The 22,075-nt window shown below is 71.5% G+C and carries 11 protein-coding genes; 6 read left to right on the top strand and 5 right to left on the bottom strand.

The features are described 5' to 3' along the window. Positions 1-120: 120 nt before the first annotated feature. The 5 genes from AB0L25_RS23285 (at position 121) to AB0L25_RS23265 (ending at position 4,669) form a co-directional block, all read left to right on the top strand. Complete coding sequence (locus AB0L25_RS23285) at positions 121-1,920, top strand: serine/threonine-protein kinase (protein WP_500174755.1); 1,800 nt, start codon at positions 121-123, stop codon at positions 1,918-1,920. Between the two features lie 167 nt (positions 1,921-2,087). Next, on the top strand, positions 2,088-3,080 hold the full coding sequence (locus AB0L25_RS23280) for an aldo/keto reductase (protein ID WP_500174754.1): 993 nt from the start codon (positions 2,088-2,090) through the stop codon (positions 3,078-3,080). Further along, positions 3,077-3,472: a nuclear transport factor 2 family protein gene (locus AB0L25_RS23275; RefSeq protein ID WP_500174753.1), complete on the top strand. Its 396-nt coding sequence runs from the start codon at positions 3,077-3,079 to the stop codon at positions 3,470-3,472. The genes AB0L25_RS23280 and AB0L25_RS23275 overlap by 4 nt, the downstream gene beginning before the upstream one ends. Before the next feature lie 40 nt (positions 3,473-3,512). Continuing rightward, positions 3,513-4,151: a GNAT family N-acetyltransferase gene (locus AB0L25_RS23270; protein WP_500174752.1), complete on the top strand. Its 639-nt coding sequence runs from the start codon at positions 3,513-3,515 to the stop codon at positions 4,149-4,151. Between the two features lie 35 nt (positions 4,152-4,186). Further along, positions 4,187-4,669 (top strand): NUDIX domain-containing protein, encoded by a 483-nt coding sequence (locus AB0L25_RS23265; protein WP_500174751.1) that lies wholly within the window; start codon positions 4,187-4,189, stop codon positions 4,667-4,669. Here the strand turns inward: AB0L25_RS23265 and AB0L25_RS23260 are convergent. After that, positions 4,650-5,987: a cytochrome P450 gene (locus AB0L25_RS23260; protein WP_500174749.1), complete on the bottom strand. Its 1,338-nt coding sequence runs from the start codon at positions 5,985-5,987 to the stop codon at positions 4,650-4,652. The genes AB0L25_RS23265 and AB0L25_RS23260 overlap by 20 nt on opposite strands. A gap of 1,054 nt (positions 5,988-7,041) precedes the next feature. Here AB0L25_RS23260 and AB0L25_RS23255 point away from each other — a divergent pair. Further along, positions 7,042-12,225 carry a DEAD/DEAH box helicase gene (locus AB0L25_RS23255; RefSeq protein ID WP_500174748.1) on the top strand — a complete coding sequence of 1,728 codons (5,184 nt, stop codon included), beginning with the start codon at positions 7,042-7,044 and terminating at the stop codon, positions 12,223-12,225. A gap of 68 nt (positions 12,226-12,293) precedes the next feature. On the opposite strand, the gene AB0L25_RS23250 is transcribed toward AB0L25_RS23255, so the two are convergent. Genes AB0L25_RS23250 through AB0L25_RS23235 form a run of 4 tightly spaced genes read right to left on the bottom strand, consistent with a single transcriptional unit; the run spans position 12,294 to position 22,075 of the window. Continuing rightward, positions 12,294-14,378, bottom strand: a complete 2,085-nt coding sequence (locus tag AB0L25_RS23250; protein WP_500174747.1) for a DEAD/DEAH box helicase — start codon at positions 14,376-14,378, stop codon at positions 12,294-12,296. Positions 14,379-14,391: 13 nt separating this feature from the next. Beyond that, entirely contained in the window at positions 14,392-15,744 is a 1,353-nt protein-coding gene (gene brxD / locus AB0L25_RS23245) for a BREX system ATP-binding protein BrxD (RefSeq protein WP_500174746.1), read from the bottom strand. Beyond that, positions 15,741-18,386: a BREX-2 system phosphatase PglZ gene (gene pglZ / locus AB0L25_RS23240; RefSeq protein ID WP_500174744.1), complete on the bottom strand. Its 2,646-nt coding sequence runs from the start codon at positions 18,384-18,386 to the stop codon at positions 15,741-15,743. Before pglZ ends, brxD begins: the two co-directional genes overlap by 4 nt. Then, entirely contained in the window at positions 18,383-22,075 is a 3,693-nt protein-coding gene (locus AB0L25_RS23235) for a DUF6079 family protein (protein WP_500174742.1), read from the bottom strand. The genes pglZ and AB0L25_RS23235 overlap by 4 nt, the downstream gene beginning before the upstream one ends.

Below are 22,075 nucleotides of genomic sequence, written 5' to 3'. Positions count from 1 at the left end.
TCAGTCCGTAAACGGCTTCAGCGCCTGGATCGTCACACATAGGCGTTGCGCGCGGTAACCGAACCATGGCACACGCCCGCGCGAAGTGAACGAAAACCTCCGGATCCGAAAGGTCACCCGATGCAGGCCTCCGACCGCACCTCCGGCTCATCGCACGCCTGCACACCGCTGACTTCCAGGGACCCCGAGCGCATCGGCGCCCACCGGCTGATCGGACGGCTCGGCGAGGGCGGCCAAGGCGTCGTGTACCTCGCCGAAGGACCCGACGGCCGTGCCGCCGTCAAGGTGCTGCACGATCGCGCCGGCTCCCGCGACGCCGCCCGCAAGGAACTCGTAGCGGCTCGCCGGGTGGCCTCCTTCTGCACCGCCGAAATCCTGGACTCCGGCGAAGACGACGGCGTCCCCTACGTCGTCACCGAGTTCGTCGACGGGCCCTCGCTACGGCGGCTCGTCGAAACGGAGGGCCCGCAGAGCGGCCCGTCCTTGTACCGATTCGCGATCGGGACGGCCACCGCCCTCGCGGCGATCCACCAGGCGGGCATCGTCCACCGCGACTTCAAACCGGGGAACGTCCTGGTCGGCCCGGACGGTCCCAGGGTGATCGACTTCGGTGTCGCGCGCGCCGTCGACGCCACGGCGACCGCGAGCAGCTCGGTCATCGGCACGCCGTCCTACATGGCGCCCGAGCAGCTCGCCGGCGACACCGTCGGGCCCGCAGCGGACGTGTTCGCGTGGGCCGCCACGATCGCGTTCGCGGCGAACGGCCGTCCGCCCTTCGGGCAGGACACGATCCCCGCCGTGCTCAACCGGATCGTCAAGGGCGACGCGGACCTCGGCGGTCTCGACGGCCCGCTGCGCGAACTCGTGCAGAGGTCCCTGCACAAGAACCCGGCCCGGCGTCCCACAGGGCGGGAGATCCTGCTGCGCCTGTTGGAGCACTCGGACGGTCCGATCGCCGCCGAGGAGGCCCTCGCCCAGGGGCGCGCCCTCGCGATGGCCGACGACGCGACGCTCGCCGACGAGCGCACGGCGCGCTGGACGACCGTCCGGATGCCCCGGCCGCACCGCCCGCGCCGCCGCCTCCTGACCGGCGGCATCGTCGCCGCCGTGATCGCCGTCGCCGGCGGCGCCGCGCTGGCGGTCGACCGCTCCGGCACCCCGGTTCCCAGCGCGATTCCGGACGACGAGGTACGGGCTCCGGCCCCACCGAACGATGACCCTGTGCCCGTCCGGACGAACCCCGCATCGCAGAGCGACGTCCCGACCACGCCGTCTGAGGTCGCCGACGCCGTCGAAGGGGCGGTCGGGCGGCGACGGACCGCCGGTTTCACCGCCGAAGGGTTCAGATCGCAGAGCGACGAGGCATTCGAGGCACGGGGACGGCTGCACTACCGCCCCGGGCAGAGCACCGGCTACGACCTCACCGTGCGCCACCCGCACGGGGACCCCCTCGTCGGCGACGCCTTGGAAAGGCGTGTCATCATCCTGGGGAACTGCGCTTATCTCCGGGACGCACCGAAGCACTGTCATTCCACTGAGAGCGATGCCGATGGCACCGGTGACCCGCACGTATGGATGGCGTCGAACGTCCGCCTGGTCAGCTCCCCGTACAACGTCCTCGAACTACTGCGCAACAGCACGCCGCTCCAGCGCGACACCGATGGCGGAACGGTCACCTTCAGGGGGACGGCCCGCGGCGGTGCTCTCGCGGCGAGCGGGCCGGTGGGGGCCTTCTACCGGTCGTTCGGCGGAAGCCTCACCCAGGTGACCTACACCCTCGTCACCACCCGCGAGCATCTCCCGAAGCGGCTCGACATCGACCTGTGGACGGCCTTGTCGGCGTCCGACACCGTCCATTCGCTCTACTCCATCACCTATGGCGATTGGGGAAACAGCGGCACCATCACGCGCCCGTACTGACCGCGGCCCGCCTTGGCGGGATAGGCAGGGAGGCGGTGTTCCGCCTGGCCGGCGGTCGGCTCGGGGACGCGGCGTAGGGTCGATAACCGGTGGCTATGACGGCTGGTCTTGGACGGGTGGGGGGTGGCGGGCCCACGCTGGGGGCATCCGATCTTGAGGAGCATCCTGTGAGCATCCTTCCCACCCGTTCCCTCGGACGGCTCGAGGTGTCGGCGGTCGGCTTCGGTGCGATGGTGCTGTCGCCGGGCGTGTACGGGGAGGTCGACGACGAGCGGGGGCTGGCGGCGCTGCGGCACGCGTTCGACCACGGCGCGACGTTCGTCGACACCAGCGACGGCTACGGGGTGGACGGGCACAACGAGCGGCTGGTCGGACGGGCGTTGCGGGGGCGGCGGGACGGCGTCGCGGTCGCGACGAAGTTCGGCTTCAACCTGCCCGAGGGCGTCGAGCCGCACCCGTTCCCCGTCGGGTTCGCGTTCGGGGAGCTGGCGGTCAACTGCGATCCGCGGCACGTCCGCGGGTACGCGAAGGCGAGCCTGCGCAACCTGGGGACCGACGTCATCGACCTGTACTACCCGCACTTCCCGGACCCTCAGGTGCCGATCGAGGACACCGCGGGCGCGGTCGGGGAGCTGGTGTCGGACGGGCTCGTCCGGTACTTCGGCCTGTCGAACGTGACGGCCGACCAGCTGCGGCGCGCCCACGCCGCCCATCCGGTGCAGGCCGTCCAGACCGAGTGGTCGATGTGGCGGCCCGTCGACCCGGAGCTGCTCGCCGCCGCGCGGGAGCTCGGCGTCGGCCTCGTCGCCTGGAGCCCGCTCGGCGCCGGGTTCCTGACCGGGACGGTCGAGAAGGTCGGGGACGGCGACTTCCGGCGGAACAACCCCCGGTTCGACGACGCGAACCTCGCCGCGAACCGCGAGTCGTACGCGGCGGTGCGGGAGATCGCGGCGGATCTGGGGGTGTCGCCGGGGCGGCTGGCGCTCGCGTGGCTGCTGCACCGCGGGCCCGACGTCGTGCCGATCCCCGGGAGCCGCACGCCCGCGCACATCGAGGAGAACCTGTCGGCCGCGCACCTCGAACTGCCGGCGGACGTCCTGGCCCGCGTCGACGGCGTGCTCTCGGACGTCACCGCGTCCGGCGGCACGCTGCTGCGGTGAGGGCGCGCCTGGGCGCCGCCGTGCTGGTGGCGCTGGTCGCGGGCTGCGGGAGCGACGAGCCGCCGGCGGCCCCGGACGTCCTGCCGGCCGTCGAGGCGTACGTCGACGCCGTCAACGCCCGCGACCTGGACGCCCTCGCGGAGTCGTTCGCCCCGGACGGCGAGGTGGTCGACGTGTCGCGCACCATCGCGGGCCGCGCGGCGATCCGGGCGTGGGCGCGCGACGAGGTCATCGGCGGGACGCTGCGCGTCCTCTCGGTCGCCGAACGGCGGGACGACGGCCGGAAACTGCTCGTCCACTGGGCGCCGCGGGGATCCGAGGGGTGGCGCGCGCACTACGACTTCACCGTTTCGGCCTCGGGAATTACGACCGCCGACCTCCAATACGCCTGATCTGGAATACTTCCGGAAACCCGACCGCCCGGGGGGCCAGATGGAGATCCGCACGTTCACGGAAGACGACCGTGCCGAACTGCGGGAACTGTTCGCCCGTGCCGGCGAGGGATCCCCCACCGAGTCATTGTGGGGCCACGCGGAATCGGAGGCGGAAATCTACCTGGTCCCCTACATGGACCACGAACCCGAATCCCTCTTCCTCGCCGTTTCCGAGGGACGGCTCGTCGGCTACCTGACCGGCTGCGAGGACACCGCGGCCTTCCCGAGCGAGGACGAACTGCTGATGCGGGCCGTCCGGAAGCACCGTCTGCTCTTCCGGCGAAAGCCCCTCGCGTTCTTCGCCCGCAGCATGGCCGACATGGCGGGTGCCGCACTGCGCCGCCGGCCGACCGCGAAGGGATTCGACGATCCGCGGTGGCCCGCGCACCTGCACATCAATGTCGCGCCCGAAGCCCGCGGAACCGGCGCCGCCGACGGTCTGATGAACGCCTGGCTCGACCGTCTCCGCGCCGCCGGCCCGACCGGCTGCCATCTGCAGACATTGACCGAGAACACCCGCGCCGTGCGTTTCTTCCGCCGCATGGGATTCGCCGAACACGGCCCGTCCGTCCTCGTCGCGGGAATCCGGCGGAACGGCGAGAAACTGCACCAGCAGACGATGGTCTGGGCCCCGTAGGCCCGCCGGCCCCGCCGGTGCGACATACTCGCCCGGTGAGGGGACGCTTGATCGAGGTGACGGCCCGCCGGGTCGCGACGCCCGTCTGGAGGAAGCTGAGCGGACGCGCGCAGTGGCGGCTGGCGCGCCTCCGGCACCCCACGTTCCTCGTGTACGCGGGCGGGATCGTCCGCGACGACCAGGGCCGCATCCTGCTGCTGCGCCACCGCCTGTGGCCCCCGTACAAGGCGTGGGGCCTGCCCGGCGGCTACGTGAACGCGGGCGAGCGCCTGCAGGACGGCGTGGCGCGCGAGGTCCGCGAGGAGACGTCCCTCGAGGTGTCGGTCGCCGACCGTCCGCTCCAGGTGGCGAGCGGATTCCGGTTCCGCGTCGAGACCTACTACGAGGCCGAGGTGACCGGCGGGCGCCTCGAACTCGACCCCGCCGAGATCCTCGAGGCCCGCTGGTGCGCCGTCGGCGACCTCCCCGCCGAGATGTCCCCGCGCCTCCGCGCCCTCATCACCGCCCTTCCCCGCTAGGCACCCGCACCTGAGCGAGGACGAACCCGCTCTTCGGCAGCGCGGGCGCGCTCCACGGCGGAATCCGCAGATCCTGCGCCGGGACCGTGTAGTCTGCCCACCGGGTGAGCGCCGTCACCGCGACCTTCATCAGGTCCTTGGTGATCCACTCCCCCGGGCAACGATGCCCCCCGTAATGGTCGCCACCGCCCTGCGGGACGAACGAGTACGCGTCCGGCTCCCAGCCGAGGAACCGCTCGGGACGGAACTGTTCGGGACGGTCCCACGAGCGCGGGTCGTGGTCGATCCCGTGGAGGTCCAGCAGCGCGCGCCGTCCCTTCCGGAACCGGTGCCCGCGCCACGTGAAGTCCTGAGCGACGCGCGCCGCGGCGACCGGGAAGAACGGGTAGAACCGCCGCACTTCCTGGACGAACGCCTCCATCGTCTCCGGGGCGTCGTCGTCCTGCAGGCGCCGCATCCAGCCCGGGTTCCCGTGCAGCGCGAGCGCCGCGAAGACGACGAACCGCGCCACCGCGACCGTCGGCCGCAGGACGTTCAGCAGTTCGACGGCCGCGACCTCGGGGGGCAGCGGCAGGCCGTCCGCGTCGCGGAACCCGGCGATCCGCTCGAGCGCCGTGCCCTCCGCGGTCTCCGACTCGCGCGTCCGCACGACGTGCCCGGCGGCCCACCGGTCGGCGAGCCGGCGCGCCGCGCGTCCGCGCAGGTACCGGGGCCCGACGGCGGCCGGGGAGTCGATCAGCGACAGCAGCACCCGGGTGACGGCCGGCACCTGCCGCCGCGTGACCGGCACCCCCGTCCACGCGCACACCGCCTCGCACAGCAGCTCGCTGACCTCGTCGAACAGCACCACCCGCCGGCCGTCCGCCGCCCACGCGGCGATGCGCTCGCGCCACAGCCGCGCGGCGATGTCGCACAGGTCGTCCCGCGCCTCGGGCGTCATGAGCGACATGAACAGCTCCTTGCGGGCCCGGTGCCGCGCACCGTCCAGCGTCTGCACGCCGCCCTCGCCGAACAGCGTCGCCCGCAGCCGCCGCGGCGCCGCCCCCGCCCGGACGAACCGCCGCGGGTCGTAGAAGACCTCCGCGGCCTCGGCCCCGGTCATGCACGTCGTCCGCTGCAGGAGCAGCCGCATGTCGAAGACGTCCCGCCCGAGGCGGCGCGCCCGCGCCGACAGCAGACCGTAGGGGCGCAGCAGGAACGGCAATGTCCCGTCCAGCCGGTCGACGCCCCTCGCCAGCGCCGTCCCGCGCCCCTCCGGCGGCTCCGCAGTGCGGGCCGCGCGCTCTCCCGTCCGGGGAGTCCCCCTCACTTCGACCATGCCGGTGCCCTACCCCCGAGGTCATCGGCAAACGGCGGGCCGCTCAAGGGCGCATGAGTCGCATGAAGGACACGTGGCGACCCGATTTGTACTACAGCCGCACTTGGAGATCTGGGTCTGATCGAGTTCCGGATATGAGACGCCACCGCTGTGATCGTGTCGGCGTGTCTGAACCACGCGATCGCGGTGAGAGATCGCCCATGCGGGGCGGGCCGATGCGCAGGCGGAGGACGTCGAGCTGCGCGAGTTCGCGCCCCGGGAGCCCTGCCGCGGCGCCGGGCGGCGCCCTCGATCGTCAGGACGGGCACAGTCCCGTGGTCAGGCTGGATGCGCGGTATCACGCACAGGGTCTCCAGGACACCGAGAAGGTCGACCTTGTCCAAAGTCGGTCACGTTGAGACCGTCCTCAGACTGTTGTGGTGTGAATCTACTTTTCCAACGCTTTCCGCGCTACGGTGCAGATCCCTTAAGTCATGAGCCGGAGGAGTGGGAGGCGGGTGCCGGGGGGATCGGAGGCGCGGGCCCTTCTCTTTGCGCGGGAACAAGAGTGGCCACCCGTGCTTCGAGGAGTTTCACTCGCCACAGAGGCAGGGGTTGCCACACGGGAGACCCACAAGGCTGCGGCCGCCTTGGGGGCGGTGTACGGGTCGCATCGTGGCACTCCCCTCAAGGACAAGCGTCGGGTCTTCCGCGCTTGGCCGACGTGCATCGCTGTCGCCGTCACCCGCGCGGCGGACGAAGGCGCGGCGTGGCCGTACTGGCCGGACGACGGCCAGGCGCTGCTGGCGCTCGCGACGACCCGGCTGACACCGAGACGCAGCTTGCCCCTCCTCGTCGAGGCGGGTCTGGGCGCGATCCAGCCCCGGGAGGCGGTAACCGCTGGTGAGACGCGGGTCCTATGGGCGCGGGTACCTAGTGCGGCGGCGATCCTGACCGAGCGTCTTCTGCTGCGCAGCGAGAGTCGATCGTCAGTGCTCGAAGTGGTCATCCCCAGTACGGGCCCGCCGCAAGGGATTTCCGGTGGGATGGGGTTGAGCCCTCGGATATCGGCACGGTGGACGGCACGACCGAGACGGCCCTCGCCGGAACACCGTACGCGTCGCTCTTCGAGCATCTCCGCGCCCGGCCTTTGGGGACGCCACAGCTTTCGCTCGCGTGTGCGTTCGCCGCGCGGGCGGCCGCATGGAGCGGCGTACGCGAATGCAAACAGTTCGAAAGGCGGCACAGAGCCTTGTGGGCCCGGGTGACCGAGTCCGCCCCGGCTGGCCGCTTTCGACCTTGTCCTGGCCCAGGCGCTGGTGGCGCGCGCCGAATGAACCCGTCGTCCGCTGGAGAGACTGTGACCGACACCCTGGATCCTTTGGGCACAAGTGAGCTGATCACCGGTACGTACCGGCGGTACCTGCGGTCACTGTTGCCGATCCGCGACCCGAAGATCGCGAAGGCCCTGGAGCAGCAGGTCTCCGGGAGTGACCTGCTCGCGAAGGGGCCCTTCCTGGAAGCCACGCCGCCCTACGACACCGGTGCGTCCCTCAATGAGCTGATCGACGAGGGCGTCCTGGATCCCGGCATGCGTGCCTTGGGCAGCCGCGCGCTGCCGCTCGACCGTCCGTTGTACAAGCACCAGGACGAGGCGATCCGCAAGGCGAACGCGGGGCGGAACATCGTGGTCGCCACGGGCACCGGCTCCGGAAAGACCGAAAGTTTCCTGTTGCCGATCCTCAACTCGCTGGCGGCCGAGCATCGCACGGGCACGCTCGGGCCGGGTGTGCGGGCCCTTCTTCTCTATCCCATGAACGCGCTGGCGAACGACCAGATGAAACGGCTCCGGGAGCTGCTCGCGGACGCGCCGCACATCACGTTCGGGCGTTACACGGGCGACACGGAGGAGACCGCCCGCAAGGCGGAGGAGACGTTCGAGACGCTGAACCCGGGCGAGCCGCTGCTGCCGAACGAGCTGCTGAGCCGGGAGCAGATGCGGGCCGCTCCCCCGCACCTGCTGCTCACGAACTACGCGATGCTCGAGTACCTGCTGCTGCGTCCCGCCGACATGGACCTGTTCGAGGGCGAGCACGGGGGCGGCTGGCGGTTCATCGCCGTCGACGAGGCGCATGTGTACGACGGCGCGAAGGCCGCCGAGTTGGCCATGCTGCTGCGCCGTTTGCACGACCGGGTGGCACCGGACCGGAACCTGCAGTGTCTGGCCACCAGCGCGACGGTCGGCGACGATCCCAAGGCGGTGACCGAGTTCGCCGAGAACCTGTTCGCCGCACCGTTCGAATGGGTGGACGGCGACCCGGGCCGGCAGGACATGGTCGGCCCCACAAAGCGTCCCTTCCCGAAAGGCCCTTTCTGGGGGCCGCTGTCGGCCGGGGAGTACCGCAGGCTCGCCGACCTGGACGATCCCAAGCCCGAGATCGTCCGGATCGCGGCGGAGCACGGCGCCCGCGGCGACGACCCCGCCGATCTGCTCGGTCGGGAGCAGCGGATGTCCGATCTGCGTGACCTCCTGAAGGCGGGGCCCAAACCGTTCGCCGAAATCGCGCGCGGGGTGTTCGATCCGGACGAGGCCCCGGAACGATCGCTGGCCGCGCTTGTCGATGTGGGCAGCGGCATCACCGACTCGACCGGCAATCCGGTGCTGTCGGCCCGCTACCACCTCTTCGTCCGGGCGACCGAGGGCGCCTACACGTGCCTGTCGGACGCCGGACCGCACGTGTCGCTTGGGCGGCACGAGATCTGTTCCAGCTGTTCGGCCGCGGCATTCGAGTTCGGTGCATGTCAACGCTGTGGCACCGTCTACCTGACGGGGACGATCCGCACCGATGAGGGAAAGCTGCAGTTCGTCCCGCGCAAGCGTCCCGACGACCAGCCCATTTGGCTCCTCCTCGGCGGCGGCCAGGGCGTCGTGGACGAGGACGACGTGGTGTTCGAGGAGAAGGCCGCGACTCTGAACAGCGACGAGGCGCTGCTCTGCTCCGGCTGCGGCGCGCTCCACCCGGGAACGTCGGTGTCCTGCTGTTCGGAGGCGCGCCTATGGCCGGTGCGTCAGTTCACCCAGGCATCCGGTTCGCTCAAGGGATGCCTGGCCTGCGGTGGCCGCAACGGCCGCGGCACCCTCGTCCGCAAGTTCGAGAGCGGGCAGGACGCGGCGGCGGCGGTGGTGTCGACGGCGCTGTACCAGGCGCTGCCCGCCGCGCCGAACGAACGTATGGCCGATCGCCCCGGTGGCGGCCGCAAGCTGCTGCTCTTCAGTGACTCCCGGCAGAAGGCGGCGTTCTTCGCCCCATATCTGGAGAGCAGCTACGCGGTTCTGCAGAGGCGGCGGCTGATCTGGCAGGGACTTCAGCGGGCGGCCGAAGCCGGTGACGAAGTACGGGTGGACGACCTCGTCGCGGAGGTCGCGAAGGCCGGGGCGAGGGAGGGGATCTTCAAACGCCTCGACTCGAGGCAGAAAAAGGAGCGCACGACGGCGCTCTGGGTCATGCAGGAACTGGTGGCCATGGACGATCGCCAATCCCTCGAGGGCCTCGGTCTGCTACGGGTCGCTCTGGACCGGGAGCCGTACTGGAAGCTTCTGCCGGGGTTGACCCGCCTGGGTCTCAACGAGGACGAATGCTGGGACCTGCTCGGCGAGCTGACACGGACGCTGCGGCAGCAGGGCGTCCTGACGATGCCGGACGGCGTCGACCCCACCGATGAGGCGTTCGCTCCGCGCAGGGGCCCGATCTACGTCAGGTCCGACGGTTCGGAGAGCAAGCGAAAGGTACTGAGCTGGCTCCCGACCCGGGGCGTGAACCGGCGGCTCGACTACGTGCGCCGGGTGCTGGCGGCGCTGGGACGGGAGAACGATCCCACGCAGGTCCTGCAGGGCTGCTGGACCGTGATCAAGGAGCAGCAGGAGGGTTGGTTCACGGTTCGGCAGCCGCCGGGGCTCGGCGTCGTCCACCAGATCGACCATAGGTGGCTCTCGCTGGAGCCGGGGTCCGGCCTGTTCCGCTGCTCGACATGTCTGCGGACGGCGCCTGTCTCCGTGCGCGGGGTGTGCACCACCATGGGCTGCGCGGGCACGCTGGAACCCTACGAGGTACCGCCGCCGGAGCTCGACGATGACCATTACCGGTCGCTGTACCGGTCGATGAAGCCGGTGCCATTGAAGGCCAAGGAGCACACGGCACAGTGGACGGGCACGACCGCAGCGGAGATCCAGCAGGAGTTCCTGCGCGGGGAGGTCAACGCCCTGTCGTGCTCGACCACGTTCGAGCTCGGAGTCGACGTCGGTGAGCTGCAGTCGGTGATGCTGCGCAACATGCCTCCGACGACGGCGAACTACGTCCAGCGGGCGGGACGCGCGGGACGGCGCACCGCGTCGGCGGCTCTTGTGGTGACGTACGCGCAGCGCACGTCCCACGACCTGTCGCGCTACCAGAAGCCGGTCGACATGATCGCCGGGAAGGTGCGCGCACCCTACGTACCGTTGGGCAATGAGCGCATCGACCGGCGGCATGCGCACTCAGTGGCGCTGGCCGCGTTCTTCCGGTTCGCCAAGTTGCAGCTGGGCAGCCAATGGAGGACCGCCGGCGACTTCTTCCTACCGGGCGAGGACGGCGAACCGGCGCCGGTCACGCGAGTGCAGAACTTCCTCACACCCGTGCCCGACGGTGTCCAGGACTCCCTGCGGCGGGTCCTGCCGCCCGAGGTCCAACGCGTCCTGGGGGTGAACGAGGGACTGTGGGTGAAACGGCTGGTCGATCTTCTCGAGGAGGTCCGCGCCGACCTCGACAACGAGGTGAAGATCCTCGAGGAGCGCCGCGACGAAGCGTACATGTCGAAGAAGGGGAGGCTGGGCGACCAGCTCGATCGGACCATCAACACCCTCACCCGGCGGAATCTCCTGGGGTTCCTCGCCAACCGGAACGTGCTTCCCAAGTACGGCTTCCCCGTCGACACGGTCGAGCTGCGGACGGCGCACACCGGCAATCCGGTCGGGGAGCGGCTGCAGCTGGCCCGTGACCTGTCGGCGGCCATCTACGAGTACGCACCCGGCGGCGAGATCGTCGCGGGCGGGAAGCTGTGGAAGTCGGCGGGCGTGTACCGGCTTCCCGACCGGGAGCTGGACGGCAAGAAGTTCGCGATCTGCCGTTCCTGCGACTACTTCCACGAGACGAGGGACGACCTCGAACCCGTCTGCCCGGCGTGCGATACCCCGTTCCAGGACAATCCCCGCGAGTACGTCGTGCCGGAGTTCGGCTTCGTGGCCGCCAAGACGATCCAGGATCCCGGGATGCAGCCGCCCGAGCGGAGTTGGAACGGCGCCACCTACGTCCTGGACCTGGCCGCCGAGGAGAAAGAGGAGATCACTTGGCGGCTGGCCAACGGCGGATCCGTGATCGCCCGGGCGGGCGCCCGCGGAAAGCTGATCGCGGTGTCGGAGGGGCCGGGACGCGCCGGCTATTTCATCTGCGAGGCATGCGGCTGGGGCACCAGCATCCTGGCCTCCAGGGGCAGGCCGCCCAAGAGCCATGAACATCCGCTGCGCGACAGGGAGTGTCGCGGCAGGCTCCGGCGCAGGTCCCTCGCCCACCCGTACGAGACCGACATCCTCGAGTTGTCGTTCGACGCGCTCGCCCTGCGGCATCAGGACGACGGCACCCTGTACTCGCTGGTCAGCGCCATTCTCGAAGGCGCGGCGGAGCGGCTGCAGATCAGCCGGGACGACATCGACGGCACGCTGTATCCGCGTCCGGGCGGGCGGCGGGCGCTCGTCCTGTACGACACGGTCCCGGGCGGTGCCGGGAACGCCGCGCGGATCGCCCGTTCGCTCGACGTCGTGCTGCTCGGTGCGCTCGAGCGGGCGGACGGGTGCGACTGCGGCCCGGAGACGTCGTGTTACGGGTGCCTGCGCAACTTCCGCAACCAGTGGTTCCACGACCGGCTCGGCCGGGGAAAGGCGGCGGCGGCGCTGCGTCCTCTGGTCGCGTCGGCCGCCCCGGCGGTGGACGCGACGGGGCCGCACACCGGGATCCGGTTGGAGGGCGGCACGATGCTGTACGACACCGCGACCGGTCAGACGGTCGCCGTAGTGCTCGAGGGCGGACGCGTTCGGCTGCACGGCGAGGTCTACGACAGTCCCGACGCGGCCGCGACGGCGATCGAACAGGACGCCGACGCGTCGGAGTTCTGGTCGGTGGACGGCCCCGCCGGCCGGGTGCCACTGCGCGACTTCCTCAACGGTTGACGAGCCGGTAGCGGGCCCGTCGGGACGAGCGTCCCGACGGGCCTCGCGTTTCGGCAGCGCCCCGTCGGTCAGTGCAGCGGTCCGAAGAATCGGGTGGGTTCGGTGAGGACGTGCTCGGCCTGTTCGACGTCGGCGAGCCGCGCCGCGAGTGTGGCCTCGGCGAGGTGCCGGGGCAGGGCGGCGGAGAACTTCAGCCCGTGCAGAGCCCGCTCGTCCACCTCCGGCGGGACCAGGCGGCCGCGGAGCGTGGTGACGGCCTCGCGCCAGGTCTGCGGCCGGAGATCCGCGCGCAGCCGGAGGTGGCTTTCGGTGATGCGCTGGGTCTGATCGGCGAGGTCGCCGAGGGTGGCCTTGAGAGTCGCGTTGGCGCGGTGTCCCGCCCACGTCCACCAGCGCAGGTCCCCGGACGGGCCACGGCCGATCACCGGGCCGCCGGGATCGACGCAGTGCGCGAGGTCGTCGCGGACGGCGGTCAACGCGGCGGACGCCCGGCGCGTCAGCCGCACCGGCGGGTCCGCCCCGAGCAGCACGTCACGGGCGGCGCGGGCCAGCTCGAACGAGACGGTACCGGCTCCGCTCCCCATCCAGCCGGCCTTGCCGCCGCCGTCGGCGGGCTCGACGTGGCAGCGGCGACGTTTCCAGTCGATCCAGGTGACGCGCCAGCTGTGCCCACCGAGCAGGAGCAGCCGCGGGCCGGTGACGCGTTCGGTCAACAGCGCCGGATCGATGAGTCCCACTTCGCTGCGGCCGCTGACGGCGGTGAACTGCGGCGCGGCGGTGAACACGGCGGTGAGGTCGCGGAAGTGGATGCGGCCGAAACGCTTCTCGGCCTCGGGCCCGATGAACAGCATGCCGCCGTCGGAGTCGAGATAGCCCTCCTGCACCAGGTGCCGGACGATCGGAGCCGCGGAGTCGAACGGCGTGAGTCCGTCCCACCACTCGCGCCACAGCCTCTCCCCCACCTGGTTCTCCTGCAGGCAGAGTGCGAGGAGCTGCTGGGCGACGATGTGACGCGGCTCGGGCGGCGCGACGATCGGTTCGACGAACCCGCGGCTCCACTGCAGCAGGAGCGCCGCGGCGGACAGCACGTCCTCGCGCGTGAGGGCGAGGCAGAGACAGTTGCGGTCGGTCCCGGGACGTCGGCCGGTGCGGCCGAGCCGCTGCAGGAACGATGCGACGGTGGGCGGTGCGTTGATCTGCACGACTCGGTCGAGGTCGCCGACGTCGATGCCCAGTTCGAGCGTGGAGGTGGCGACGATGACGCAGTCGCGTGCGTCGGCGAAGGCCTGCTCGGCGCGACGCCGTTCATCGAGCGGCAGGGAGGCGTGGGACAGGAAGGTCGTGACCCCGAGGGCGCGCAGCGCGGCTCCGAGCTGCTCCACGATCCGGCGCGAGTCGCAGAACACGAGTCGCTTCTCGCCCCGGTGCAGCGCAGAGATCACCTTGGCCGCGTTCTCCACGGACCCGACGTGGTCGAGTTCGACGGAGGGTTCCGGCGCGAGTCCCGCCTGCGGTGCGACGACCCGTCCGGTCCGCCGCCGCCCTGCGCCTTGGAGCCAGGCGAGCAGATCGGCGGGGTTACCGACGGTGGCCGAGAGCCCGATGCGCTGGACGGGACGCCCGGCGACGCGCGAGAGCCGTTCGAGCACGGCGAGCAGGTGCCAGCCCCGGTCGTCCCCCGCGAAGGCGTGCACCTCGTCGACCACGACCGCGCGCAGTCCCGCGAACAGCCGGTCGTGGTCGACCTTCGCGCTGACCAGCATCGACTCCAGGGACTCCGGGGTGGTCAGCAGGATGTCGGGCGGGTCGGCGACGATCCGGCGGCGGCCCGGCTGCGAGACGTCACCGTGCCAGAGGGCGGCTCTGCGCCCCAGCCAGGCCGTATAGGTCTCCAGGCGCGGAAGCAGGTTGTTGAGGAGAGCCTTCAGCGGGCACACGTAGAGCACCGACAGGCCCGTCCAGTTCCCGGCGGCCATCGCGGACAGCAGCGGGAACACGGCCGCCTCCGTCTTGCCTCCGGCGGTGGGTGCCAGGAGCAGCGCGTCGTCGCCGTCGAGGACGGGACGGACGGCGTCGCTCTGCAGGGGACGCAGGCCGGGCCAGCCGAGCACGTTGACGATGTGGTGTTGCAGAGAGGGGTGCAACTCCTCCATCACGGGCCGTCCATCACAGGTCGAGTTCCACCTCGTCCGCACTGGACGCCCGGACGGTCGATGCGGCGGCGTTGCGTTCGACGTCGCTCAGTTCGGACGCGGCGAGCGTCAGCCGGTAGTCACGGCGAGGGTCGAAGTCGTCGAGGTAGTCGACCCGGTCGAGCACGTCGGCGACGAGCTTGCGCAGGAAGACGCGGGGCGCGACGCCGACCTGGCCGCCGAGCCCACCGGTGACGGCCTTGGCCAGCTCCGCGAGGTAGGCGTCATCGACGAACGCCGCGACACGTTCGGGGTTGCGGGCGCGGGAAACGAACAGGTCGCGGACGGCCACGCCAAGCTCGACGAGTTTGGGCAGGTCGAATCCGGTCAGCCGGAGCTGGACGGCACGCGGCGAGTCGAACCTGGGATCGGTGGAGAAGTCGGTGGCGAGGCGCTGCGCCAGCGGCGGCAGCCGCTGGGCGCCCTGTTGCCCGTCGAAGAACGCGGGCGTGCCGGTGATCACGAGGAACAGCCCGGGGAACCGTCCGCCGTCGACCTCGTCGATGAGCTGCCGCAGCGCGTTGAGGGCCTTCTCCCGCACGTCGGACCGGACGCGCTGCAGCGTCTCGATCTCGTCCAGTACGACGAGCAGCCCCGGGTGGCCGCAGTCGCGCAGGACGGTGAGGAGTCCCTGCAGGAACCCGAGGGCGCCGAAATGGTCGAGGTCGCCGCGGATCCCCGCGGCGCGCTTGGCGGAGGCGGCGACGTTGGGCTGCCCGCCGATCCACGCCAGCAGCGCTTCGGCGGTGGCGTGGTCGTCGGCGAGCCTGGCCCTGCGGTAGCCGCGCAGGGCGGCGGCGAACGCGGGCGTGGTCCGGGCGACGTCGGCGAGTCGCCGTTCCATCAGTTCGTCCACGCCCGCGGCGAGCGTGCCGAGGTCCGGCTGCCCGTCCGGCCCGGATGGAACGGTCCCAGTGGCCAGAACCTCTTCCTCCAGCGTGAAGAACCACGCCTCGACGATGTCGCGCAGTGCGCTCGGCGGAGACGACGCAGTGGAGATCCGTTCGACGAGCCGCCGGTACACGGTCTCCAGCCGGTGCAGCGGCGTCTCGGTCTCGGAGACCTGGATCTCCGTGGCGGCCATGCCGCGCCTCTTGGCCCGCTCTGCGAGCCAGCGGGCGAAGAACGTCTTACCGGAGCCGTACTCGCCGCGAACGGCCTTGAACACCGCGCCGCCTGCGATCGCGCCTGCCAGCTCGTCGTCGATGGCGGTCTCGAACCGGCCGAGACCGACGGCGAACAGGTCGAGGCCCGCCTGCGGGACGGTGCCACGGCGCAGGGCGTCCACGACTTCTCGACGCCGCGCGGCGCTCACCGCGGACGTCATCCGCCGCCTCCGAGGAACTGTTCGCGCAGCAGCGGCACGTTCAGGGCGACGGTCGCGCCGCGGTCGGTGACGGCGAGGACCTGGTAGCCGTCGACGTTGAGGAGCTTCATCACCGTGGAAACGTATCCGTGCATGCGGGCGGGCATCTGCCCGGCACGCTGGGCGGCCGCCTGGAGCGGCAGTTTGCCGCCCGCCTCGGCCAGCGCGTCGAGCAGCGCGATGATCCCGGCGTCGTCGACGCGCGCGGAGGGGACGAATTCGCGCTGGGCCGCGAACAGCCCGGAGGCGACGACCCGGGCGCCGATGCCGTCGGCGGGCTCGACGAGGTCGAAGAGCGCCTCCTCGGCGCGTACGTCGGGCGCGGCCTTCTTCCCGGTCCGGTCGTCGACCCGCTCGATCTGCGCGACCCGATTCCACCAGACGGGTTCGTGCATCGCGGGCGTGTAGTCCTCCCACCCGTCCGGCCGGAGCCGTCCGGACGGGACGAGCACCACGACCGGGACGACCATCTCGGCCAGGGAGACGCCACCGTGGTAGCCGTCCTTGCGGCTGTTGTAACGGATCCGCTCGTTCCAGGGAACAACGACGGTCCCGTCTCCGGTGAGCACACGCGGCCCGGACATCGTGATCTCGCCGTCTCCGGGTTCACCGGTGCGGTGGCGCGCGGCCTCGGCCTTGACGGTGACGGAGGCGTCCCCCCGGTCGAGAACGTGACCGTGGTCGGAGGTCAGGACGATCGGGCGCCCGGCGTGCCAGGCGGCGTCCAGCAGCGGCCGCAGCCCGGCGATCCCCCCGACGTGCCAGTCGCCGCGCCCGTCGGCGCGGCCCTTGTCGAGGCTGTCGTCGACGGCGTTGAGAACGACGCCGACGACGATCGCCCGGTCGGCGACGGCGGCTTTGAGCTTGTCGCCGAGCCCGTCCCTGATGTGCGCTTTGTGAAAAAGCTCGGTCCGGCGCGTCGGCCACAGAGCGTCGAAGCCGTCTCGTTCCTCGGCCTGCCCACCCGTCCGCAGCTCGCCGCTGAACAGGGACGTCCGGGAACAAGTGGTGATGGACGGGATCGTGGCGAGCGCTCCTTCGCGTCCCTGGGCGTGCCGGCCGATCTCGAGCCAGCGGCCGGTGCCCTCCCGGACGATCTCCGCAGTGATCTCGGTGGCGATGGCGGCGGTCATCCCGTCCAGGACCACGATCAGCGGCGCCGAGTCCCCGGCGAGCGGCCGCGCGACGGCCGCCTGCAGGTTCTCCACGAGGACGAGGTCACCGGCGTCCCCGGGTCCGCCGCTCCAGGCGGCGAGCCGCTGCGCGAACCCCCGGTCGAAGTCGTCGCGGCGGGCACGGACCGCGGCCAGCAGTCCGGTGTAGGCATCGTCGTGGGCATCGCGGACACCGGTGACGGCGCGATCGACCCAGGCGCCGTCGCGGACGTACCGGTCGACATGGTCGCGGAGCGCGCCGCCGGGTTCCGGCTCACCGGCCAGCCAGCGGACGAGCCGCACCGCCATCTCAGCGGCCGGCGTCTCGGGCCGGACGTCGTGCAGATGGTGACCGGTGAGCTCGGCGAGCCCGTCGTCCACTTCCGCAACGTGAACGGGCGATGGTGCGGGCAGCGCGGTGGCGATCGCCTTCTGCAGGGTGCGCAGCCGCATGTCGTAGCCCGCTTCGAGCACGTGGCTGTCTCCGGCCAGCTGTCCGGCCTGGAGCTCGTCGAGGAGGGACTGGGCACGGGCGAGGACGGACCGCAGGGCGGGCCGGTCCCCCTCGGCCCAGCGCAGCAGCAGTGACTCGCATGCCTCCGCGAACGCCATGAGCGAGTCCCGTTGCGGGAGCGGGCCGCCGCCGAACAGCCGCTCGGCTCGGACGCGTGCGTCGCGCACCGCCTGCCGCCGTTCGTCCTTCTTCTGGAACAGCACGCGGGCGATCACCCCGAACGCGATGGCGTCGGCGGCGTTCCCGGCCCGGACGAGACGGAAGAGGACCCGCGCCACGGGGCCCATGCTGCGTTCCAGCCAGTCGGCGATGCCACGCTGCTCGTCCATGCCGAGCCGGGTGAAGCGGGACACCGCCGCGAGGTCGCGGGACCACACCAGCAGGCTGGCAGCATCGGTGGCGCCGCCGTTGCCGAGACGGGCCGCGGCGACCTCGCCGAGCGCGGTGTCGAGGTCGAGCAGCGCGCCCTTGATCTTGGGCCAGCCGCCGTCCGGCTGGGCCTCCAGCAGCGCATCCGACAGCCAGGCGTTCTCCGGCGCGGTGAGCCGCGGGTCGAGCCGCCGGGCGCCGAAGGCGTTGCGGACGAGGTCCCAGCGGTTCACCGAGATGACGTCATGGCCGACCGCGTGCGCGAGGAGGGAGTCGCCGAGCTCGAGCCGGTCGAACGGTGACAGGACGACGAGATAGTCGGCGTCCTTCCCCGACACCGCGTCGAGCACCGCCAGCAGCGACGTGCAGGGCGCCACCCGGACGGACGCGCCGTCGACGTCGAGGGTCGCGGGCCCCCGCCACTCGGCGGCGGCGCGCAGGAACAGTGTGCCGCCCTCGGGTGCGCGACGGCGGGCGCGGCGGACCTCCCCGGCGACGATGCCGACGGTGGCGACGGGCGCGGGGCGGCTCCCGGCCGTCCCCGCCGCCGCGACGGGTTCGCTCACGGCAGGCTCCGCCACGTGATCAGGAACTCGGCGTCGGGACGCTCTGCCATGGCCGCCCGGATCCGCTCGACGACCTGGTCGAGCCCTTGTGCGAGCACCTGCGCCTCGCCGTGCACGGACTCGGTCGGACCGGTCGGCGTGTCGACCGGCCCCGTCCCGGTCCCGGTCCCGGTCCCGGTTCCGGTTCCGGTGTCCCCAGGCGGCGGAGGCGGCGGCGGGGTCTCCACGAAGAGGGCGAACGCCTCGTCCTTGGCCCGGGTCAGCGCCGGCCCCAGGGCCGCGGCCTGCTCGTCGTGCCGGGCGACGGCGCGGAGCCGGTCCAGGATGAGCGCGGCGGGCCCGGCCTGCTCCCCGCCGCCCTCGGCGAGGGTCTGCAGCTTGCCCAGCACCGACCATTCGGCGACGGAGAGCGCCTCGGAGACCGCCCGCGCCTCGCGGAGGCAGACGCGGACGGCGACGGGGTCGGCCCCGTCGAGATCGAACTCCGCGAGCCGGCGCAGCAGCGGCGTGTCCTCCTGGCCGATGAGCGCCTCGACGAGCCGGTGGGCGGTGCGGGCGGTGGCCAGCCGGGTCCCCTCGTCCAGGCCGAGCAGGCCGGCGTGCCGCTTCAGCCCGTCGACGAGCGCCTCGGTGTGCCGCAGCAGGTCCCCGGCGGCGCGGCGCAGCGCGTCCGCCTGGGCGTGCACGGTGCGGGGGCTGCGGACCTGCTGGCGCGGCAGCCGGAACAGCTCGTCGGCGCGGTGGTCGGCGGCCTCGAACTCCTCCGGCGACGGCAGCTCCAGCGGCCGCAGGACGTGGTCCCCGGGAATGTTGCGCAGGTCGGGCCGCTTGACGACCTGTCCGGCTCGCACCCAGGCCCGTTCCCGCATCAGGGCGTACGCGCACACGATGAGGTTCGCGACGTCGGGAGGCAGGCCGGGCTGTTCCTTCTCGATCCAGTCGCGCACCTGCGCGACGGTCATCTCCCCGGACGCCCCCGCCTGCGCGGCGAGCCGGTCGAGCGCCATCGGCCAGTTCTCGTTGAGGACGAGCGCGGCCTCGCTCATCACGCCGAGGTCGAGCGGGTTGACGATGCGGCGGATGGTGGGAATGTCGGCGCGCGGCGGCTCGTATCGCCGGTTCGCGTTCTCCATCGCCTTCTCGATGGCGCCGAGCGCGGTCTGCAGATCCTTCAGCCGGTAGGGGGCCTGCTTCCCGGCGGCGAGGTCCGGGTGCTTCGGGTAGCGGTGGTCGAGCAGCTTGCCGCAGAGGTGCTCCAGGGCCGCGTCGAAGCCGAGTGCCGCGGGCGGTCTGATATCAACGGACGCGTCCATGCCCATGATGTGCTGGTCGATCTGCTGGCCGATGTCGGCGTCGTCATGGGCGGCGAGCCCGTACGCCTTCTTCAGGACGTCCTTGATCCGAATCTCCAGTGCGCTGCACCGGCTTTCCAGCTGGGACTTCGCGTGGTAGCGGTCCTCGTCGGTCAGCAGCGGCGTGGCCTCGCGCAGCCGGTCGTCGCGCTCGAGCACGTACTTGATCTTCACGAGCTCGCCGAGGTCCGACAGCCGGTCGGCCGAGAAGAAGGACGGCAGCCAGCACAGCGTGTCCAGGTTGGCGCGGCGCGGGTCGGCGCGCAGTTCCTCGATGCGGTGCCGGTCGTCGGCGGGCCCGTAGACGTCGTCGAACGGATAGTCGACGACGACCCGGAGCGCGCCGGGCTCCTCGGCCTTGAACACCTCGGCGGCCGTCTTGGGGTCGGCGACGTTGACGAACGCCAGTTCCACGACCCGGGTCGTGCCGCGCCACACGATGGTGCGGCGGCTGACGAACGCGTCGGTATCCCCCGCCTTCAGCTCGTCCCAGAGGATGTCCTTGAGCAGGCGCCGCCGGGTCGCGTCGTCGTCGACATGGATGACCTTGCCGAGGATGCTCTTGGTGTCGACGCCGATCAGCGCGACGTCCACCGTCGGGTTCGTCTCGCCCTGCACCCGGATCTCGCCGAACTCCCCGGCCAGATCCCGCAGCATCTTGGCCACGATCTCGGCCTGGCGTCCGGGCAGCATCGAGGGGATCCAGCCGTGGTTGAGCGCGGCGAGCCGTCCCGGGTTCAGCGTCTTCAGCGCCGGGACGTTCGGGACCAGCGCCTTCAGCATGAGCGTTTTGACCACCAGGTCGTCACCGCGGAAGGCATGCATGGGCGGCAGGGCGGCGGCCTGCTCCTCGTCGAGCCGGTGGCGGGCCAGCAGCCAGGGCCGCAGCCGCTCCAGGTAGAAGTTCCTGGCCTGGTCGAATTCCGAGCGCAGCTTGTCGCTGAACGGGTCGACGCCGCCGCTCAGCAGCACGTCGAAGATCGCGCCGAGCGGGACGAGCTGCCCGGCCGTCAGCAGGTCCCGGTGGTCGACCAGCAGCTGCAGCATCAGCTTCAGCGCGGTGCGCTCACGCTGCAGGGCGCTGGAGATGTCGACCATCGTGTGCAGGAACGCGGGGCTGAACGGGTAGACCGACCGGAACGCCGCCTGGTCGGTGCCGCCGCCCTGGGAGTCCAGCAACGCCTCCCACACCTGCGCCTGGGTCCGGGTGATCCGCTCGAATCCGGCCTCGATCTCCGCGCGGGCCTGCTCGTCCTTGGGCTTGAGCAGCCGCCGCCGGACGACCTCGGGCAGGTTCGCGTCGGCGAGCTTGATGAAGTCGAACCGGCCGTCCCAGTGCTTGAGGGTGTCGAACAGCGTCGCCTGCTGCGCGCCGACGACCCCCTGCCCGACCAGTTCCCGCAGGTCGCGCTGACGGGGCACGAAGCTGATGATCGGCGCGGGCCGCTGCCAGTTCGCCGATTCCACGAGTTTGGCGACCATGCTCGCCTGGTCGGCGACGAACATCCGGTCGGCGAGCTTGCCGTTGAGCCACAGCACCAGCTCGTCCAGCAGCAGGATGAGGGCGTCGTAGCCGAGGACCTCCTTGGCGTGCCGGCTGATGATCGCCAGCCCCTCGTCCAGCGGGACGAACGCGTCGGCGTCCCCGGCGACGGCCTGCCGGTAGGCCGCCAGGTGGGTGGCGAGCAGGTCGGACACGAGTCGCTGCCGGTCGGAGTCGCCGTGCGGGGCGCTCATCGCTGCGTCGAGCGCCGTGGACGTCCAGCCGCCGGCACCCCACTCGTCGTCGTCCTCCTCCTGGGGCAGCCCGGCGAGGAACTGCTCGTCGCCCATTGAGGTCCGCAGCGCGCGCGCGTTCTCCATCAGCAGGTCGTCCCGGTACACCGGGGCGGGGGACGCCTCCGGGTGCAGTTCGGACACATGCTTGACGTAGTGGCCGAGCACCGCCGACGCCAGCGTGGTCGATCCGCTCAGGTGATACGGCACCATGAGGATCTTGCGGTCGGCGAGCCACGAGTCGTGCTTGTCGACGACCGGGCGCAGCAGGTCCTTGCGGCGCGCGTCCGGGTCCTTCCTGATCAGCGCGTGCAGCATCGCCATGAAGTGGCTCTTGCCGGAACCGAACGACCCGTCGAGGTAGGCGGCGTGCGAGGTTCCGGTCTCGACGGCCGTCTGCACGATGCCGAGCGCCTTGTCGAACGACTCGGCGAGCTGCGGCGTCACGACGTACTCGGTCACCGTGCCACGATCGGCGATCCCGGCGGTCAGCTTCAGCACGAGATCCCCGGCGTGCACCCGCTCGGGGATCTCGATCAGATCGCGCAACAGCTTCGTCAT

It is taken from the genome of Spirillospora sp. NPDC052242, assembly GCF_040679555.1.
GTDB lineage: Bacteria > Actinomycetota > Actinomycetes > Streptosporangiales > Streptosporangiaceae > Spirillospora.
This window is presented reverse-complemented; position numbering and strand designations above follow the sequence as displayed.